Genomic DNA, 17,153 nt, shown 5'->3' with positions numbered 1-17,153 from the left:
ACCGACCACAAGTGATAGCGCAATCAGGTTCGGGAAGGGCTCAGCGCACCACGGCGGAGCCGGTGCCCAGTTCCTCGATCCGGGCAAAGACTTCGGGCGAGGTCAGGTTTTCCCCCAGCAGGTTCGGCTTCCCGGCGCCGTGGTAGTCCGAGGACCCGGTGACCAGCAGGCCGTACCGTTTGGCGATGCGGCGCAGGAAGACCCTGCCCTCCTCGGGGTTGTCCCGGTGGTAGATTTCCAGGCCGGCCAGCCCGGCGTCGATCATTTCCCGGTACGTCCCCTCCCCCACGATCCGTCCGCGGGCAGACGCGACGGGGTGCGCAAAAACCGGCACGCCACCGGCTTCCCGGACCAGTTCGACGGCGAGCGCCGGATCCGGCGCGTAGTGCTGGACCCAGTAGCGCGAGTGTGAGGTAAGGATGGAGCTGAAGGCCTCGGCCCGGTCCTCCACCACGCCTGCGGCCACGAGGGCGTCGGCGATGTGCGGGCGGCCGAGGGTGGCGCCCGGCGCGACGTGGTGGATCACGTCGTCCCATGTCAGCGGGTAGTCCTCGGCCAGCAGGGTGACCATCTTTTGGGCCCTCGTGTGCCGGGCGTCCTTGGCCTTGGTGATTTCCTCAAGGAGTCCGGGGTGGGCCGGGTCATGCAGGTAGCTCAACAGGTGGACGCTGATGCCTTCCCGGGTCCGGCAGGAGATCTCCATGCCCGGGACCAGGGCGACCCCCGTTTTCCGGGCCGCGACGGCGGCCTCCGCCCACCCGTCCGTGGAGTCGTGATCGGTCAGCGCGACGACGTCCAGCCCGGCGCCGGCAGCGGACTCAACGACGTCGGCCGGCGCCTGGGTGCCGTCGGAAACGTTCGAGTGCGCATGCAGGTCAATTCTCACCTCACCAGCCTAGTAGATGGCCCGGTCCAATGCCCCGGCCCCGCGCGTCTATGCCCTGCGCCCGCGCGTTGCAGTTGCCGTGCGGCGGGAGCGCGCCGTTGGCCTAAGCCGCGGCGCTGGTGAGACTATTGGACGGTGAACGATGCAGATAACACCCAAGTCTCCGCTTCCCAGCCCCTCGAAGAGCGCGTCAACAACCGCTCGCAGCGGCCCAGTTCCGACGCTTTCAAGGCTTTTATGGCCAGCAACTGGGCGCCGGCCATGCAGCAGCTCCCCGAGCGGGACGCCGTCGCCGGCCACGCAGCAGCCCGGCGCCGCGCCATTTCAGGCCAGTTCAAAGGTGAACGCCTGGTCATCCCCGCCGGCCCGCTGAAGGTCCGCTCGAACGACTGCGACTACCGCTTCCGGCCGCACTCGGCCTTCGCGCACCTCACCGGCCTCGGCGTGGACCACGAGCCCGATGCGGTCCTGATCCTGGAGCCGGTGGCCGAGGGCACGGGCGACGACGGCGGCAACCACCACGCCACGCTGTACTTCCGCCCGCTGGCAGGCCGCGACACCGAGCAGTTCTACGCCGACTCCCGCTCCGGGGAGTTCTGGATCGGCGCACGCCCCACCCTGGCCGAGTTCAAGGCCCGGCTCGGGCTGGACACCGCGGACATCAGCGAACTCGAACTCGCCATCACCAAGAACGTCGGTGCGCCCGAGATCGGCGGCATCTCCATCCGGCTGGTCCGCAAGGTTGACGAGAACATCGACGCCCTCGTGGACACCGCCCGCTACAACACGGCCAAGGATCCTGACAACCTTGACCTGAGCGTCCTCGACGCCCTGGACGAGAAGCTCAGCGAGGCCCTCTCCGAGCTGCGCCTGCTGAAGGACGAGTGGGAAATCGAACAGATGAAGACCGCCGTGGCCGCCACCGTGGCAGGCTTCACGGAGGTCGTCAAGGCACTCCCGCGGGCGCTGACCCACCACCGCGGCGAGCGCGTCGTCGAAGGGGCGTTCTTCGCCCGGGCCCGCGAGGACGGCAACGAACTCGGCTACGACACCATCGCCGCGTCCGGCAACAACGCCACCATCCTGCACTGGACCCGGAACACCGGAAAGATCGCTGCCGGTGAACTGCTGCTCCTGGACGCCGGCGTCGAGGCCGATTCCCTGTACACGGCCGACGTCACCCGCACCCTGCCGGCGAACGGCAAGTTCACCGAGATCCAGCGCAAGGTCTATGAGGCCGTGCTCGACGCCGCCGACGCCGGCTTCGCGGCCGCCCAGCCGGGCACCAAATTCCGGGACATCCACACCGCAGCCACCACCGTTCTCGCGGAGCGGCTCGCCGAATGGGGCCTCCTGCCCGTCTCCGTGGAGGAAGCCGTCAGCGCCGAAGGGCAGCAGCACCGCCGATGGATGCCGCACGGCACCAGCCACCACCTCGGCCTCGACGTCCACGACTGCGCGCAGGCAAAGCGGGACCTGTACCTCGACGGCGTGCTCACACCCGGAATGGTGTTCACGATCGAACCCGGCCTGTACTTCAAGAACGAGGACATCGGCATCCCCGAGGAATACCGCGGCATCGGTGTCCGGATCGAGGACGACATCCTCATGACGGCCGACGGCCCGGTCAACCTCAGCGCTGCGTTGCCGCGCAAGGCGGACGACGTCGAGTCCTGGATGGCGGGCATCTACCTGGAATTCGACGGCCAGACGCCGTAACGTCCGCCAGACGAGCCGAAGAAGCACAGAAAAGGGAGGGCCCCTGGGACCCTCCCTTTTCTGCATCTGCAGCTTCTTGTGAGGCTAGCTTCTTGTGAGGCTTCTTTCGCCGATTGTCTCGTGCAGGCCTCTTCTCTTCTGAAGCTTTCTTCTGCCGCGGGTTAGTGCTGCTGGCCGTCGTGGCCCGGCGCGGGTTTGTCGCTGTCCGTGACTCTGACCCCGTACTGCGGGCGGCCGTCCGGGAGGTCGGGGTAGGTCACGCCGGAGACCCGGCCTGCCGGGCGGGCCGGCTCTTCCTCCGTGCCCGGGGCCGCCGGGGCGTGGCCCGGGGTCCCGGCCTGCTGGGGCTGGCCGCCTTGGTACTGTCCGGCCGGCTCGCTGCCGGGCTCCGGCGTTCTCTGGCCGTAGGGATCGTTCCAGCCCGCCGGGCGCTGGGGTGCATGGCCCAGCTGGCCTGGCTGCTGCGGGCCCGGCTGCTGCGGGTTGTGCTGCTGGGGTTCCTGCTGCCGGTAGCCGGAGGCGTCATGCGGCGTCATGGGCAACTGGTGGAGCAGGCGCCGCGCTTCGCCGGCGGCCTCGAAGGAGACCACCACGTCATAGTTGGTCGCCACCACCTGGCTGGTTGAGGTGAAGTCGCGCTTGCCGCGCTGCATGGCGTAGGTGACGATGCCAAACAGCATGAAGAATGCGGCGCCCATCAGCACGGACGTCACAATCGAGAAATACCCGGGGGTCGTGGAGAAGAAGGAGAGCATGACGCCGACGAATAGGCCGAACCACATGCCGCTGAGGGCGCCGGACAAGGCGACCCGCGGGTAGGTCAGGCGGCCGGTCACCCGCTCGACCATCTTCAGATCGTTGCCCACGATCGACACCATCTGCACGGGGAACTGCTGGTCCGCCAGGTAGTCCACCGCCTTCTGGGCATCCAGGTAGGAGTTGTAGGAACCGACGACGTCGCCTCTCGGGACGGCGCGGGCCTCGTCCGAGCCGTTGGGGGCACCGGCCCTGGGAGCACCAAAAATGTTTGACATACGCCCATTCTCACCCATCCGGCTGGTATACGGCTGGAAATTCAGCTAAAAGAGAGCAGACTGGGTAGCCTGTATGAGTGAGCACAAATCTTACGCGGGTGTTTGTCGCGCGCCTCCTCGGACTGGACGTCTTTGACCCACTGGGCGACCGTCTGGGACGGTTGCGCGATGTCGTGGTGCTCTCCCGCGGAACCAGGGGCGCCCCGCACGTGGTGGGTATCGTCGTCGAAGTCCCCGGGAAGAAGCGCGTGTTTGTGCCGATGACCCGGATTACGTCCATCGACCAGACCCAGATCATCTGCACCGGCCTGGTCAATCTGCGCCGCTTCGAACAACGCGGTGCGGAAACCCTTGTGGTCGCTGAAATGTTCGACCGCCGGGTGACCCTCGCGGACGGCAGCGGAGACGCGACCATCGAGGACATCGCCATGGACAAGCACCGCTCGGGCGACTGGTTCGTGAGCAAGCTTTTCGTACGCCGCGGCCACTCCCTCTCACCGCTGAGCCGGCTGCGCCGCAACGAAACCATGATCATCGACTGGGCCGATGCCCAACAGGGCGCCAAGACCGAGCCCCAGGCCGCCACCCAGTTCGTGGCGACGCACGAGGACCTCAAACCGGCCGACTTCGCCGAAGCACTCCAGGAAATGAGCGACAAGCGCCGCTTCGAGGTCGCCAGTGAACTCCAGGACGAACGGCTCGCCGACGTCCTGCAGGAGATGCCCGAAGGCGATCAGGTGGAGATCCTCTCCGCGCTGGACATCAACCGCGCCGCCGACGTCCTGGAGGAAATGGATCCCGACGACGCCGCGGACCTCCTCGCCGAACTTCCCAGCGCGCAGGCCGAGGAACTCCTGCAGCTGATGGAACCCGAAGGCGCCGAGGACGTCCGCCGCCTGCTCGAATACGACGAGGACACCGCCGGCGGCCTCATGACGCCGGTTCCGGTGATCCTTCCCCCGGAGGCAACCGTCGCCGAGGCACTAGCACACGTCCGCCGGGAGGAACTCTCGCCCGCGCTGGCGTCCTCAATCTTTGTTGCCCGTCCACCGCTGGAAACCCCCACCGGGCGTTTCCTCGGCGTCGTGCATATCCAGCAGCTGCTGCGCTACCCGCCGCCCGAGCCGCTGGGCAACCTCGTGGACAAGAGCCTGGAACCGGTTTCCGACCAGGCCCATATCAGTGAGGTGGCCCGGGCCCTGGCCACCTACAACCTCAATTCGCTCCCCGTGGTCAACTCGGACGGACGGCTTGTGGGGGCGGTGACTGTTGACGACGTGCTTGATCACCTGTTGCCGGACGACTGGCGCGCCCACGAGGACGACGCCCCGATAAGGAAGCTTGGAGGCCGCATTGGCTGATCCCACCGCACCCCGGACCTCCAACGTCCGCCCCGGCAGCAGGACATCCGGCGGCCTGGACACGCCTCTCAGCGGCCGGCAACGTATCCTGCCCAATTTCCGTCCCGACCCCGACGCCTTCGGCCACGCCACGGAAGGCTTCGCCCGTTTCATGGGCACCCCGCAGTTCCTGCTCTACATGACCGTGTTCTGTGTCTTCTGGCTGGGCTGGAACACGTGGGCCCCGGTTGAATGGCAGTTCGATTCACGGGCACTCGGCTTCACCCTGCTGACCCTCATGCTCTCCCTTCAGGCCTCCTACGCCGCTCCGCTGCTGCTGCTCGCGCAGAACCGCCAGGACGACCGGGACAAGGTCTCGCTCCAGCAGGACCGGCAGCGGGCTGAGCGCAACCTCTCCGACACCGAGTACCTGACCCGGGAACTTGCGTCCCTGCGCATCGCGCTGCGCGAGGTCGCCACCCGCGACTACGTCCGCGCCGAGCTGCGCAGCCTGCTGGAGGACATGCTGGAGGCGCAGGAGGAACTGCGCACGCATGATCCTTCTGCCGGCGCCCACGAGACCCCGCGGGACAAGGTCAAGGAGAAGCTGAAGGAGCGTCGCGACAAGCAGCGCGGGCCCCGGACCCAGCAGATCCCCCGCGTCAAGACCGGCGGCAAGCGGGACACAGCGCAGGAGGACCGGAAAGCGAACCCGCCACTGAACCCCTCCGCGAACCCGCCACTGAACGCCTCCGCGAACCCGCCGTCGAGCCTCACTGCCGATGCTGCCGACCCCGCCCGCCTGCCTGCACACCGCACCTTCCCCGAAAGCTGAGCATCGCCCGCATGAGCACCCCGCTGGAACAGGCAGTGCACGAGGCACTTGCCACCGTGATCGACCCTGAACTCCGCCGCCCCATCACCGAGCTCGGCATGGTGGAGTCGGTGCAGATCTCCGACGGCGGCAGGGTGCGGCTTGTGGTGCTTCTGACCATTGCGGGCTGCCCGCTGCGCGGCACCATCACCGCGGACGCCCAAGCTGCCCTGTCCGCCGTCCCGGGCGTCACCGGCGTCGATGTTGACTTGAAAGTCATGACGCAGGCGCAGCGCGACGCCCTCAAGGAGCAGTTGCGCGGCTCCGGCGGCCAGCGCGGCATCCCGTTCAACGCTCCCGGCTCCCTGACCAGGGTGTACGCCGTCGCGAGCGGCAAGGGCGGGGTGGGCAAGTCTTCGGTGACGGTCAACCTGGCGTGCGCGCTGGCGGCCCAGGGGCTTCGCGTGGGGATCGTGGACGCGGATGTGTACGGTTTCTCCGTCCCGGCGCTGATGGGCATCACCCGGGCCCCCACGCGGGTGGACGACATGATCCTGCCGCCGGTGGCCTACGGGGTCAAGGTCATCTCCATCGGCATGTTTGTCACCGGAAACCAGCCTGTCGCCTGGCGCGGGCCGATGCTGCACCGGGCGCTGGAGCAGTTCCTCACGGACGTGTACTTCGGCGACCTCGACGCCCTCTTCCTGGACCTGCCGCCGGGCACGGGCGACATCGCGATCTCCGTAGCCCAGCTGCTGCCCAAGGCCCAGATCCTGGTCGTGACCACCCCGCAGGCGGCCGCCGCGGATGTTGCCGAGCGGGCCGGGGCGATCGCCACGCAGACCGGCCAGACCGTGGCCGGCGTCGTGGAAAACATGTCCTATCTTGAAATGCCCGACGGCGGCAGGATGGAACTGTTCGGCAGCGGCGGCGGCGCCGTGCTCGCCGAGCGCCTCTCCGCCACCGTGGGTGAGGACGTCCCGTTGCTGGGCCAGATTCCCCTCGAAGTCCTGTTGCGTGAGGGCGGAGATGCCGGGGTGCCGCTCGTGCTGGGCCGTCCCGAGACGCCGGCTGCCCTTGCCTTGGCCGGGATCGCCGGGAAGCTGGCGTCGGTGCCCCGCGGGCTCAAGGGCATGCCGCTGGGTCTGCAGCCCCGCTGACCGCGGCGGCAGGTTGAGGCAGACGGCTGGCGCCGCTGTTGGCGTCCTCAGACCGGGGCAGGATCATTCGGGCCGGGCCGCATATTGGGCGGGGCCGCGTGAGGTCCTAGGTCGCTTCTGAGTCGAAGGGCGCTGATTCGCCCGCGGGCAGCCGCTCAAAGACCCGGGCCGGGCGGTGTTCGGCGACGGCAGTGGCGGCCGCAGCCGCGGAAACCGTTACGGGCGCCCCGGAGCTCACCGGCTTGGTGTCGTCCTCCAGGAGCGCTTCCTTGATGATCCGGCGCGGATCGTACTGCCGGGGGTCATACTTCTTCCAGTCGACCTCGTCGATATCGATGCCGACTTCTTCCTTGATCTGTTCCCGCGCACCCGACGCCATCCGGCGCACTTCCTTGACGATATTGGCAAGTTTCTGGGTGTATTCGGGCAGCCTGCTGGGACCAATCACCAGAAGGCCGATGATCAGCAGAAGTAAGAACTCCGGTCCATTGATTCCAAGCACTTTAGGAAGATTACCCTCTCGTTCGGGCTGGCGACGACTTCGCGAAGTCGGGATGCCTACGATGTCGACCCCGTTGCTGCCTCACGGGGCCAGGTGCTCCAGGATTCGGCTCAGCCCGCGCTCGATCCGTTCCGGGATTCCGTCGCGTGACGCGGGCGCCGAGGCTGGGCTGCTTACCCGGGTGAGGGCGGCAGCGCCGTCGCCGGCCTGATCGGCCGGCAGGTCCGACACGTACGTGTAGGTGGCCGCGGCGGTCTGGTAGATGGCCCGGTAGGGCGGGCCGGGGTTGACCCAGAGCGCATTGTCCCCGGGTCCGGCCCCGGGCCGGGCGTCAGGCCCGGATTCCGGGGCTGCGGCCGTACCGGCCTTCGCCACCGTGAAGCCGTCCGTCATGGCGGTGTGGCCCGTCAGCACGTTGATTGGCGAAGCATCCGCCCGGGCCTGTGCCGCTGGCGTTCCGGGCACCCGCGGCGCGGAATCGTGCTGTTCCAGGACCGTGGCGAAGTGCCGGCCGTCCGTGAGGCGAAGTTCCAGGACCGCGTCCCCGGACATGACACCGGCCCGGGCCCACATCAGGTGGAATCCTAGGTCCCGCAGTTCCGGACATGTCCATCCCTGCGCCCGCAAAGCCGCAAGCTGCCCGGCGCTCAACGCCCCGGCCGGGGTGAAATCGGGTTCGCCGCCCGGGCCGAGTCCAACCCAGGGTCCGCTTCCCGCGTCCCCCGGGACGCCGGCGGTGCCGGTTCCGCCGGCACTGGAGCCGTCGACATCAGACAGGTTCCCCGTGGTAAGCGGCTCTCCGGTGGCGAGCTGCCCTGCGGTGTCGGGGTGGGAGAGTTTGGAGGTCTCTGCGCCGTCAGCCAGGACTGTGGCGTCGCCTCCCATGAAGTATGCGGTGCCGGCCATGAGGGCGAGGGCAGCTACGGCCCCTCCAGCCGCCAGTGCGGGCAGGCGCGGGCCGCGGCGGCGGCCGCCTTGGGGATGCGCGGCCTCCGCCGCCCAACCGCCAAGCGGCCGGTCCGTCCCTGGCCGATCTGTCGTGAAGTCTTCTGCGGGCAAACGCTCTGGCGCCCGATGCGTGCCTCCCGGCGCTGTGTCCGCCCAGGCCGATTCCGCGCCTTCCGTGTCCGCCCGCGCGCTGCCTGCAGGGGCTGTGCCTGCACGGGCTGTGTCCGCCGGTGCCGTATCAGCTCGTGCTGAGTCTGTGCCTTCTGCGGCAGCGCGTTCGGCGGCCAACTGCTCGGTCCGTGCCAGGAGCCGTGCGGTCAGGTCCTCGCTGGCCTCGGGCACGGCGGCGCCGCGGAGCCTCTCCAGGTACTGGCGCTCGCGCTGCTGCCGGGCGCGGCATTCGGCGCAGGTCTCCATGTGATCGTGGTGGCCGGCGGACAGCTTCCGGGTGGCGCCGATGCGGCTACGGCCGGTCCTGCCCGAAAACCTGCAGCCGGAACCGCCCAGCAAACGTTTCAGTAGACCCATGGACCGCTTCAGAGGAGGCCGGCGATGCGCGGCATTTTGAGCCGCGGCTTGAGGGACTGCTTGGCCTGCTGTGCAGGGCGCGGGTCGCGGTGCGCGAGCTTTTCGCGCAGCATCGTCCGGCCGCGGTGGATGCGGGACCTGACGGTGCCGAGTTTGATGTCCAGCGCGGCGGCGACTTCGTCGTAGGACAGGCCCTCGAGGTCGCACAGCACGACGGCGGCCCGGAAGTCCGGGGGCAGTTCTTCAAGCGCGGCCTGAACATCGACGTCGAGGTTGTTGAATTCGAAGCTCTGCTCCGGGCCGGGTTCCCGGCCGGGGAGCCGCGACTCGGCGTCGTCGGCCAGGGCGTCAAAGCGGATCCGGCTCTTGCGCCGGGCCTGGTCCAGGAAAAGGTTGGTGGTGATCCGGTGCAGCCAGCCGTCCAGGGTGCCCGGCCTGAAGTTCTCCAGCGAACGGAACACCCGGACGAACACCTCCTGGGTGAGGTCCTCGGCGTCGTACTTGTTTCCGGTCAGCCGGTACGCAAGGCGGTAGACCTTGGCGGAGTGGTTCGTCACCACTTCCTCCCAGGTGGGCCGTACCCATTCGGCTTCCGCCGCGGTGCCGGGCTGGCCGGTTGGATCAGTTGCCTCAGTTGCCGGGACAGGTGTCAGAACCGACATCGTCCGCTCCCCTCATGGATGGTACCTACGCCTGAACGGTGCCTGCTCGCGCAGGTTCCTGCACTCTTCATTCGACGCCGATCACCACGCGGATGAGCGGATACCCATCATTTCAAAATAAGCTGGGAATTTCCTGACGCGACGCAGTCTTCCGCCGAAGGCAGAACGTCTGCCCCGAGGCGGATCGCCTGCCCGTCTGCCGGGGCCACGGCCCCGCCGCCTCCGTGTCGCGTCCCGTCGGACACAGTACGCTGTAGGGAGTACTCCCCTGCCGCCCAGAAAGCGATTACCCATGAGCGCCGATAAGTCCACGAGCTGGTCCTACGCAGAAGATCTGCCTGCCGAGGATGAGGTCCTGTTGCACGCGCGCGAACGGTCTTTCGAGCTTGGCGTGACGCCGATCGGCCCAGGCGTGGGTGCCGTGCTGACGGTGCTGGCAGCGGCGTCCAAGGCACAGACCGCCGTGGAGATCGGCACCGGCGCCGGGGTGTCCGGCGTGTGCATCCTGCGCGGGCTCGGTCCGCAGGCGGTCCTGACGACGATCGACGTCGACGTCGAACACCTCAAGGCGGCGCGCGAAGCGTTCCAGGAAGCCGGCAGCCCCGCCAACCGCACGCGCACCATTTCGGGCCGCGCCGGCGACGTCCTGCCGCGGCTGACGGACGGGGCCTACGATCTCGTGTTCATCGATGCCGACAAACCGAACTACCCCAGCTACGTGGAGCAGGCCGTGCGGCTGCTCAAGTCCGGCGGCCTGCTGATCGTCAACGACGCCCTCGACAAGGACCGTGTGGCGAACCCGGCCGCCCGGGACGCCACCACCGTGGTGCTCCGCCAGATCGGCAAGTCCATCCGCGACGACGACCGACTCGCCTCCGCCATGCTGCCCACCGGCGACGGCCTGCTCATCGCCGTCAAGAAGTAGGCGTCAGGAACCACGCGCCAGGCACAGGCAGGAGACGCACAAGCAGGGGACGCACAAGCAGAAAAGGGCGGGGTCCGCAGCCTGGTGGCTGGGACCCCGCCCTCTTGCGAAGCTCTTGGTGTGAAGCTATTCGGTGACGCCGACGAGGCATTCCTTGAGGTTTGTCGCCTCAGCAGCGTTGAGCTCGACCACGAGCCGCCCCCCGCCTTCGAGCGGAACACGCATGATCAAGCTTCGTCCCTCTTTCGTCACTTCCATAGGGCCGTCGCCGGTGCGTGGTTTCATTGCCGCCATAAGGAATATCCCCTCCATTAGTCCCTGACATACCAGCCCGGCCGGGCTGCGTCCGCTTGGTCAATCAAGCCGTCCGGCAGCGCTCCAGGAGGCCGCCGTGACAGACCCGCTCACAACCGCTTACGAATAAACCGCTTGCGAATCAACCGCTTGCCATCAAACCGCCCGCGATTAAACTCAGTGTGCTTCTTGTCCTTGCTTATCCTCTATTATCGCGTAACAATGCGCCCGGAGCTAATCGTTGGACTTTCCAGCGCGCCCCGGAAAGCCGGGGCGGCAACGCGAAATGGTGCCGTGGGTCACGGCGGATAGTCCCCTCCGCCCGGCAGCGGCGCCCACGCCCACAGCCACACAATCCAGACGATCTGCAGCAGGACGAACATGACCACCACGGCTCCCCGGTAGGCGCGGGAGCGCGAGAGCAGTGCGGCGCTGAGGGCGAGCGGGAACAGCGGCAGCAGCATCCGGAACGTGCTGGTCTGCGGTTGCAGGAAGGCCAGCAGGTAACCCATGTAGCAGCAGCACCAGAGCCTCAGTTCAGCGCCCAGCGCAACCACAGGCCGCGACATCATGAAAAGCGTAAAAGCGGCCACGAAAAGGAACGGGGCCAGCACTCCGAGCGTCGGCCCGAAGAGCATGATGCCGGTGTCGAACCATGGCTTGAACGGCACCAGGTCATCGCCGCGCCATGCGGTTTCGGTCTTGGTGTAGGCCCCGAGATCACCGGTTGCGGCCCAGGCGATGGCCGGCCACAGCAGCGCACCGACCCCGCTGACGGCTGTCAGCCCGCCCAGGGACCACAGCTGCGCGTTGGTGTGGACGGGAACCCCGCGCGGGGGGCGCCCTGCCAGGCGCTGCCAGAGTCGGTAGAGGAACAACAGCCCCATCATCACCGCAAACGGGACCCCGGTAGGCCGGGAAAGGCACATGAGGAGCACCACGGGCATGGCCCACAGGTATCGGCGCTCCATGACCGGCAGCAGCGCGGAGCCAAGGAGCAGCAGGTTGAGGGATTCGGCGTAGGGCACCTGCAGCACCGGCGCCACCGGGAATGCCGCCAGGAAGATGATCCCCCAGAGTGCCGTGCGGTGGGAGGCCCGGTGCCGGAAAATCCTGTAGGCCACGAGGGCTGCCCCCAGCCCGGCGGCCAGCGCAATGGCCGTCAGCGACCACGCCGGACCCGTGCCCGTCAGCCCGGACACCACCCTGCCCAGCACGGGAAACAGCGGGTAGAAAGCCCACGCGTTCTCCTGAACGGTGCCGGCCGCGTCTGTCGGCAGCAGCGCCGGATACCCGTTCTGCAGCGCTTCGGAGTACCAACGGGCGTCCCAGATGTTGATGAAGTTCCAGTAGTCCGGTTTCGCGGGAAACCAGGGATTCACGCCCTGGTGCAGCGCGGCGGCCATAAAGATGCAGGCGCTGACCAGACGGGCGGCGATGTACAGGCCGGCCACCTGGACCCACCACGGCCACCGCGACATCCGGGCGCCGGCCGCCGCGATGCTGCTCCACGCCGCCGCGTTCAGGCCCCTTTGTCCCCCGGCGTCAAGCGCCGGGACTGCCTCCGGGTCCTCCACGTGGCTCACGGACGCTGCTCTGTCGGCCGGCGGAGGCGTTCCAGTTCCTCCCCCAGCGCCTCGATCTTTTGGTCTTTGACGGTGATCTGGTCCCGCAGATCGTCAAGGACCTGGTCCACCTGGTCCATCCGGTAGCCGCGGAGCCCGACGGCAAATCGGAGATGGTCGATGTCCGTCGCGGCCGCACGGTCAGGCAGCAGGACCGGCGGCAGGGACGCGACCGGCTCATCGAAACCGTCCTCAAAGGGCACGTCAGCGCCGCCGGCCGTGTCCCGGCGGAAGATTTTCGGCGCCAGGCCGGTACCCAGAAGGATGGCGACGCCGATCAGCGCAATCGCAAGGAAGACCAGAAAGAGACTCACTAGACCATCGTGCCAGAAGCCGGACGCCGGTGCGCTCAGCCCGGCGCTTCAGCCCCGCGTTCCGCCGCCCTTTCCGTTGCCGTTTCCAGTGCCGTTCCCGTTGGTGGAGCCCCCGTTCGGGTTCCGATGACGGGCCGCGCCCTCGACGACGAGTTCGACGGCGAGCGCGGGATCGTCCACTACCTGCACGAGGTCAAGGTCCTCCTCGGACACCATGCCCTCGGTGACGAGGGTGTCCCGGACCCAGTCGAGCATCGGGGTCCAGAACGCGGTTCCCACGAGGACGATCGGGAAGGACGTGACCTTGCGGGTCTGGACCAGGACCATGGCCTCGAAGAGCTCGTCCAAGGTGCCCAGGCCGCCGGGGAGCACAATGAAGCCCTGGGCGTACTTGACGAACATGGTCTTGCGGGCGAAGAAGTACCGGAAGTTGATGCCCAGATCCACCCACTGGTTCATGCCCTGTTCGAAGGGCAGCTCGATCCCGAGCCCCACCGAAACGCCATTGCCCTGAACGGCACCCTTGTTGGCGGCCTCCATCGACCCCGGGCCGCCGCCCGTGATCACGGCCAGTCCGGCCTCGGCCAGTTTGCGCCCGACCTCGACGCCGAGCTCGTAGTTGAGGGTTCCGGGCACCGTGCGGGCGGAGCCGAATACGCTGACCGCCGGGCCCAGGTCGGCGAGGGCGCCGAACCCTTCCACGAACTCGCTCTGGATCCGCAGGACGCGCCAGGGATCGGTGTGGACGAACTGGCCCGGCCCCTTGGTGTCGAGCAGGGTCTGGTCCGACATTGTGACCTTGGCGGCCTTCCGGCGCAGCTCGAGCGGGCCTTTATGGCGGATCCCGTTCGGCGCCGGGGTGCTTCGGACCTCGCGGGCCGGCTTTCCGGCGGGGTTCTGTTCGGGGTTTTGCTCGGGGCCGTGCTGCGGATCGGTACTCATGCCCATAGGCTAGCGCGGAACACCGCGCCCGCGGCTTCGGCGCGGCGGCGCCACGCCCGGCGGCGGGCTGCGACCGCCTGCGGCCCAGAGGCGCAAAACAGCGGCCGGAGAGCGGGCAATGGCCGCGCCGGGGACCAGGGCGTACAGGTATCTCTTGAATCACGATCTGCACCAAACTGCGTGATTGCCGTCATATCTTGTCAATCTTCGTTAGATTCTTTATATGACTACTCAAGTGCCCGGCGATGCGCTCGTCTCCCTGAAGGCCGTGAACAAGCATTACGGCCAGTTGCACGTCCTGAAGGACATCAACCTGAATGTCCGCAAAGGTGAGGTTGTTGTTGTCATCGGCCCCTCGGGTTCCGGCAAGTCAACGCTCTGCCGCGCCATCAATCGCCTCGAGACAATCGACGACGGCGACATCAGGATCGATGGCAAGGAACTGCCTGCGGAGGGCAAGGAACTGGCGAAGCTGCGCGCCGACGTCGGCATGGTCTTCCAGTCCTTCAACCTGTTCGCCCACAAGACCATCCTGGAGAACGTCACCCTCGGCCCCATCAAGGTCAAGGGCGTTTCCAAGGCTGAGGCCGACAAAGACGCCATGGCACTGCTGGAGCGGGTCGGCGTCGGGCATCAGGCCCCCAAACTTCCCGCTCAGCTCTCCGGCGGCCAGCAGCAGCGTGTTGCCATCGCCCGCGCCCTGGCGATGAAGCCGAAGGTGATGCTTTTCGATGAGCCCACCTCCGCCCTCGACCCGGAAATGATCAACGAGGTCCTGGACGTCATGGTCCAGCTCGCCAAGGAGGGCATGACGATGATCGTGGTCACCCACGAAATGGGCTTCGCCCGCAAGGCTGCCGACCGCGTCGTGTTCATGGCCGACGGCCAGATCGTCGAGGACGCGACCCCCGAGGAATTCTTCACTAACCCCAAGAGCAGCCGGGCCAAAGACTTCCTGTCCAAACTTCTGACGCACTGAGTTCTTCACTCGCGAGTTCGCACCCCGGCCGCCGGAAGGCGGCCGACCAATGAAAGGAATGTCATGAAGGCATTTTTGACCCGGAGGAAATCCCTTCTGGTTGCGGCATCCGCAGCACTGGCGCTCACCCTGAGCGCCTGTGGCGGCAGCTCCTCCACTACCACCAACCCGCCTGTAGCCGAGAAGCCGAGCTTTGCTGCCGATTCCACCATGGCCAAGCTTTCATCCGCAGGAAAGATCACCATCGGCACCAAGTTCGACCAGCCGCTGTTCGGCCAGAAGGGCCTCGACGGCAAGCCTGTCGGCTTCGACGTCGAAATCGGCAAGCTGATTGCCGCCAAGCTGGGCATCCCCGCCGACAAGATCGAGTGGGTTGAAACGGTCTCTGCCAACCGCGAGGAGTTCCTCAAGCAGGGCAAGGTGGACATGATCGTCGCCACCTACACCATCAACGACAAGCGCAAGACCCAAGTTGACTTCGCCGGCCCGTACTACGAGGCCGGCCAGGCCCTCATGGTGAACAAGGACAACAACTCCATCACCAAGCCCGAGGACCTCAAGGGCAAGAACGTCTGCTCTGTGACCGGATCCACCCCGGCCGCCACGATCGTGGAAAAGTACGGAGCAGTCCTGGTTCCTGCCGCGACTTACTCCGCCTGCCTTGAGCCGCTGCGCAACCACCAGGTTGAAGCCGTCACCACGGACAACGTCATTCTGGCCGGGTTCGTATCCAAGGAACCGGATGCCTTCAAGCTGGCCTCCGACCAGACCTTCACCAAGGAGCCGTACGGCATCGGCCTGAAGAAGGACGACACGGCCTTCCGCATGTGGATCAACGACCAGCTGGAAGCCTTCGCCAAGGACGGGTCCTACAAGAAGGCCTGGGAAGACACCGCCGGCACCGTCATCAAGACCGCGCCCGAGCTTCCCACGATCGACCGCTACTAGCCGACTGTGGCGGCTGCCGGGCCCGCGGTTACCCCGCAGCCCGGCGGCCGCCACTGCCGTCTTTCGCTTGGAATCCCGTCAACGCAGCTGAAGGAACTTATGGACGTCATCATTGAAAACCTCCCCCAGTATTGGGACGGTTTTCTCAGAACCCTCTTCCTGTCCGTGGTCTCGGGGATCATTGCCCTGATCGTCGGCACCGTGCTCGCGGCGGCCCGAGTCTCCCCCGTCGCCGCGCTGCGCGGCTTCAGCATGGTGTACGTCGAGATCGTCCGGAACACCCCGCTGACCATTGCATTCTTTTTCGCGGCAGTGGTCCTGCCCCGCCTCGGCATCACGTTCCAACAGTTCGAGGTCGCCGCCATCATCGCCCTGAGCGCCTACACCTCGGCCTTCATTGCCGAGGCCGTGCGGTCCGGCGTCAACAGCGTCCCGGTGGGCCAGGCCGAAGCGGCCCGCAGCATCGGCATGAAGTTCAGCCAGGTGCTCACCCTCATAATCCTCCCCCAAGCCCTGCGCACCGTGATCCCGCCGCTGATCAACATCCTGATCGCTTTGGTCAAGAACTCCTCCGTTGCAGGCGCGTTCTATGTACTGGAACTCTTTGGCTACGGCAAGCAGCTGGCCAACGCCAACGGCGACGCCGTCGTGTGGGTCCTGGTCGGCATCGCATTCTTCTACCTGCTGATAACCGTCCCGCTTGGCTTCCTCGCCAACTTCGTTGAACGAAAGGTGGCAATCGCGCGATGAGCTCTGTTCTCTACGACGTCCCCGGCCCCAAAGCCCGCCGGATTTCGCTGATCGGCTCGATCATCGGCGTCATCGTGATCGGCGGCCTCCTCGTCCTGGCGGTCATGACCCTGGCCCAGCAGGGAATCTTCGACCCCAAACGCTGGGCGGTCTTCCAGATTCCCGATGTCTGGGTGCTGATCGGCAACGGCATCGGCGCGACGCTCGCCGCCGCGGCCGTGGCGGCCGTCATTGCCTTCCCGCTGGGCCTGCTCGTGTGCCTGCTGCGCATCTCGGACAACGCCTGGGTGCGGGTGCCCATCAGGGTGGTGCTGGAATTCCTGCGGGGCATGCCCGTGGTGCTCATGATGCTGTTCGTTCTGCTCGTCTTTGCCACGAGCTCGTTCGTCGCAGTCGTGGCCGGCCTGGTCCTGTACAACTCCGCAATTTTTGCCGAGATCATCCGCGCCGGCATCCAGTCGCTGCCCAAGGGCCAGCGCGAGGCCGGCCTGGCGATCGGCCTGACCAGTTTCCAGTCCCGGCTGACCATCGAGCTGCCGCAGGCCATCCGCCGCATGCTGCCCTCGCTGGTCGCGCAGCTCGTGGTGCTGCTCAAGGACACCTCGCTGGGCTACATCGTCGCCTACGGCGAGCTGCTCCGGGCCGTGCAGGTCATGGCCGACTTCCTCGGCCCGCAGTACCTGTTCCCGGTGTTCTTCGTCGCCGCGGCCATCTACATCGCGATCGACCTGGCGGTCTCCCGCCTGGCCATCTGGCTCGAACGCCGCGGCTCCAAGCGTGCCG

The 17,153-nt window shown here is 67.0% G+C and carries 18 protein-coding genes; 9 read left to right on the top strand and 9 right to left on the bottom strand.

Going from position 1 to position 17,153, the window contains the following annotated elements; translation table 11 throughout:
- Nucleotides 1-40: 40 nt before the first annotated feature.
- On the bottom strand, nt 41-886 hold the full coding sequence (locus ABD243_RS14810) for a PHP domain-containing protein (RefSeq protein ID WP_344367199.1): 846 nt from the start codon (nt 884-886) through the stop codon (nt 41-43).
- A gap of 135 nt (nt 887-1,021) precedes the next feature.
- On the opposite strand from ABD243_RS14810, the gene ABD243_RS14805 reads away from it, so the two are divergent.
- Nucleotides 1,022-2,605 carry an aminopeptidase P family protein gene (locus ABD243_RS14805; protein ID WP_116767339.1) on the top strand — a complete coding sequence of 528 codons (1,584 nt, stop codon included), beginning with the start codon at nt 1,022-1,024 and terminating at the stop codon, nt 2,603-2,605.
- Nucleotides 2,606-2,766: 161 nt separating this feature from the next.
- Here ABD243_RS14805 and ABD243_RS14800 read toward each other — a convergent pair whose 3' ends face one another.
- Nucleotides 2,767-3,639 carry a YflT domain-containing protein gene (locus ABD243_RS14800; RefSeq protein WP_344367196.1) on the bottom strand — a complete coding sequence of 291 codons (873 nt, stop codon included), beginning with the start codon at nt 3,637-3,639 and terminating at the stop codon, nt 2,767-2,769.
- Between the two features lie 77 nt (nt 3,640-3,716).
- On the opposite strand from ABD243_RS14800, the gene ABD243_RS14795 reads away from it, so the two are divergent.
- Genes ABD243_RS14795 through ABD243_RS14785 form a run of 3 tightly spaced genes read left to right on the top strand, consistent with a single transcriptional unit; the run spans nt 3,717 to nt 6,953 of the window.
- Complete coding sequence (locus ABD243_RS14795; RefSeq protein WP_091249035.1) at nt 3,717-5,000, top strand: magnesium transporter MgtE N-terminal domain-containing protein; 1,284 nt, start codon at nt 3,717-3,719, stop codon at nt 4,998-5,000.
- Nucleotides 4,981-5,814, top strand: a complete 834-nt coding sequence (locus ABD243_RS14790; protein ID WP_425547216.1) for a DUF1003 domain-containing protein — start codon at nt 4,981-4,983, stop codon at nt 5,812-5,814. Before ABD243_RS14795 ends, ABD243_RS14790 begins: the two co-directional genes overlap by 20 nt.
- Nucleotides 5,815-5,825: 11 nt before the next feature.
- Nucleotides 5,826-6,953 (top strand): Mrp/NBP35 family ATP-binding protein, encoded by a 1,128-nt coding sequence (locus ABD243_RS14785; protein ID WP_344367193.1) that lies wholly within the window; start codon nt 5,826-5,828, stop codon nt 6,951-6,953.
- A gap of 106 nt (nt 6,954-7,059) precedes the next feature.
- On the opposite strand, the gene ABD243_RS14780 is transcribed toward ABD243_RS14785, so the two are convergent.
- From ABD243_RS14780 to sigE, 3 genes are all read right to left on the bottom strand, one after another.
- Entirely contained in the window at nt 7,060-7,455 is a 396-nt protein-coding gene (locus ABD243_RS14780; RefSeq protein ID WP_116767336.1) for a twin-arginine translocase TatA/TatE family subunit, read from the bottom strand.
- Between the two features lie 81 nt (nt 7,456-7,536).
- The gene (locus ABD243_RS14775; protein ID WP_344367406.1) at nt 7,537-8,931 is read right to left on the bottom strand and encodes an anti-sigma factor; all 1,395 of its coding nucleotides are present in this window, start codon (nt 8,929-8,931) and stop codon (nt 7,537-7,539) included.
- 8 nt (nt 8,932-8,939) lie between these two features.
- Complete coding sequence (gene sigE / locus ABD243_RS14770; RefSeq protein ID WP_116767334.1) at nt 8,940-9,593, bottom strand: RNA polymerase sigma factor SigE; 654 nt, start codon at nt 9,591-9,593, stop codon at nt 8,940-8,942.
- Between the two features lie 292 nt (nt 9,594-9,885).
- Between sigE and ABD243_RS14765 the strand changes: the two genes are divergently transcribed.
- Nucleotides 9,886-10,518 carry an O-methyltransferase gene (locus ABD243_RS14765; protein ID WP_091249026.1) on the top strand — a complete coding sequence of 211 codons (633 nt, stop codon included), beginning with the start codon at nt 9,886-9,888 and terminating at the stop codon, nt 10,516-10,518.
- Nucleotides 10,519-10,644: 126 nt separating this feature from the next.
- Here ABD243_RS14765 and ABD243_RS14760 read toward each other — a convergent pair whose 3' ends face one another.
- From ABD243_RS14760 to ABD243_RS14745, 4 genes are all read right to left on the bottom strand, one after another.
- Nucleotides 10,645-10,812, bottom strand: a complete 168-nt coding sequence (locus ABD243_RS14760) for a DUF3117 domain-containing protein (RefSeq protein ID WP_079550332.1) — start codon at nt 10,810-10,812, stop codon at nt 10,645-10,647.
- Nucleotides 10,813-11,111: 299 nt separating this feature from the next.
- Nucleotides 11,112-12,293 carry a hypothetical protein gene (locus ABD243_RS14755; RefSeq protein WP_344367387.1) on the bottom strand — a complete coding sequence of 394 codons (1,182 nt, stop codon included), beginning with the start codon at nt 12,291-12,293 and terminating at the stop codon, nt 11,112-11,114.
- A 101-nt stretch (nt 12,294-12,394) separates the two neighbouring features.
- Nucleotides 12,395-12,751, bottom strand: a complete 357-nt coding sequence (locus tag ABD243_RS14750; RefSeq protein WP_344367186.1) for a DivIVA domain-containing protein — start codon at nt 12,749-12,751, stop codon at nt 12,395-12,397.
- A gap of 48 nt (nt 12,752-12,799) precedes the next feature.
- Nucleotides 12,800-13,699, bottom strand: a complete 900-nt coding sequence (locus ABD243_RS14745; RefSeq protein WP_237563450.1) for an LOG family protein — start codon at nt 13,697-13,699, stop codon at nt 12,800-12,802.
- Between the two features lie 217 nt (nt 13,700-13,916).
- Here ABD243_RS14745 and ABD243_RS14740 point away from each other — a divergent pair, with 217 nt between their 5' ends.
- From ABD243_RS14740 to ABD243_RS14725, 4 genes are all read left to right on the top strand, one after another.
- On the top strand, nt 13,917-14,672 hold the full coding sequence (locus ABD243_RS14740; RefSeq protein ID WP_091249018.1) for an amino acid ABC transporter ATP-binding protein: 756 nt from the start codon (nt 13,917-13,919) through the stop codon (nt 14,670-14,672).
- A gap of 63 nt (nt 14,673-14,735) precedes the next feature.
- Nucleotides 14,736-15,620 (top strand): glutamate ABC transporter substrate-binding protein, encoded by an 885-nt coding sequence (locus tag ABD243_RS14735; RefSeq protein WP_116767331.1) that lies wholly within the window; start codon nt 14,736-14,738, stop codon nt 15,618-15,620.
- 99 nt (nt 15,621-15,719) lie between these two features.
- Nucleotides 15,720-16,370 (top strand): amino acid ABC transporter permease, encoded by a 651-nt coding sequence (locus ABD243_RS14730; protein ID WP_091249013.1) that lies wholly within the window; start codon nt 15,720-15,722, stop codon nt 16,368-16,370.
- The coding region (locus tag ABD243_RS14725) for an amino acid ABC transporter permease (protein ID WP_344367180.1) at nt 16,367-17,153 on the top strand (787 nt) is incomplete at its 3' end. The genes ABD243_RS14730 and ABD243_RS14725, both read left to right, overlap by 4 nt.

This window comes from Arthrobacter humicola, from assembly GCF_039531445.1.
Classification (GTDB): Bacteria; Actinomycetota; Actinomycetes; order Actinomycetales; family Micrococcaceae; genus Arthrobacter; species Arthrobacter humicola.
This window is presented reverse-complemented; position numbering and strand designations above follow the sequence as displayed.

What these genes read in the sequence shown, in the direction of transcription:
- ABD243_RS14800 (WP_344367196.1), bottom strand. Translation starts at nt 3,639, where the DNA reads ATGTCAAACATTTTTGGTGCTCCCAGGGCCGGTGCCCCCAACGGCTCG.
- ABD243_RS14785 (WP_344367193.1), top strand. Translation starts at nt 5,826, where the DNA reads ATGAGCACCCCGCTGGAACAGGCAGTGCACGAGGCACTTGCCACCGTG.
- ABD243_RS14775 (WP_344367406.1), bottom strand. Translation starts at nt 8,931, where the DNA reads ATGGGTCTACTGAAACGTTTGCTGGGCGGTTCCGGCTGCAGGTTTTCG.
- sigE (WP_116767334.1), bottom strand. Translation starts at nt 9,593, where the DNA reads ATGTCGGTTCTGACACCTGTCCCGGCAACTGAGGCAACTGATCCAACC.
- ABD243_RS14765 (WP_091249026.1), top strand. Translation starts at nt 9,886, where the DNA reads ATGAGCGCCGATAAGTCCACGAGCTGGTCCTACGCAGAAGATCTGCCT.
- ABD243_RS14760 (WP_079550332.1), bottom strand. Translation starts at nt 10,812, where the DNA reads ATGGCGGCAATGAAACCACGCACCGGCGACGGCCCTATGGAAGTGACG.
- ABD243_RS14755 (WP_344367387.1), bottom strand. Translation starts at nt 12,293, where the DNA reads ATGTCGCGGTGGCCGTGGTGGGTCCAGGTGGCCGGCCTGTACATCGCC.
- ABD243_RS14745 (WP_237563450.1), bottom strand. Translation starts at nt 13,699, where the DNA reads ATGGGCATGAGTACCGATCCGCAGCACGGCCCCGAGCAAAACCCCGAA.
- ABD243_RS14740 (WP_091249018.1), top strand. Translation starts at nt 13,917, where the DNA reads ATGACTACTCAAGTGCCCGGCGATGCGCTCGTCTCCCTGAAGGCCGTG.
- ABD243_RS14735 (WP_116767331.1), top strand. Translation starts at nt 14,736, where the DNA reads ATGAAGGCATTTTTGACCCGGAGGAAATCCCTTCTGGTTGCGGCATCC.
- ABD243_RS14730 (WP_091249013.1), top strand. Translation starts at nt 15,720, where the DNA reads ATGGACGTCATCATTGAAAACCTCCCCCAGTATTGGGACGGTTTTCTC.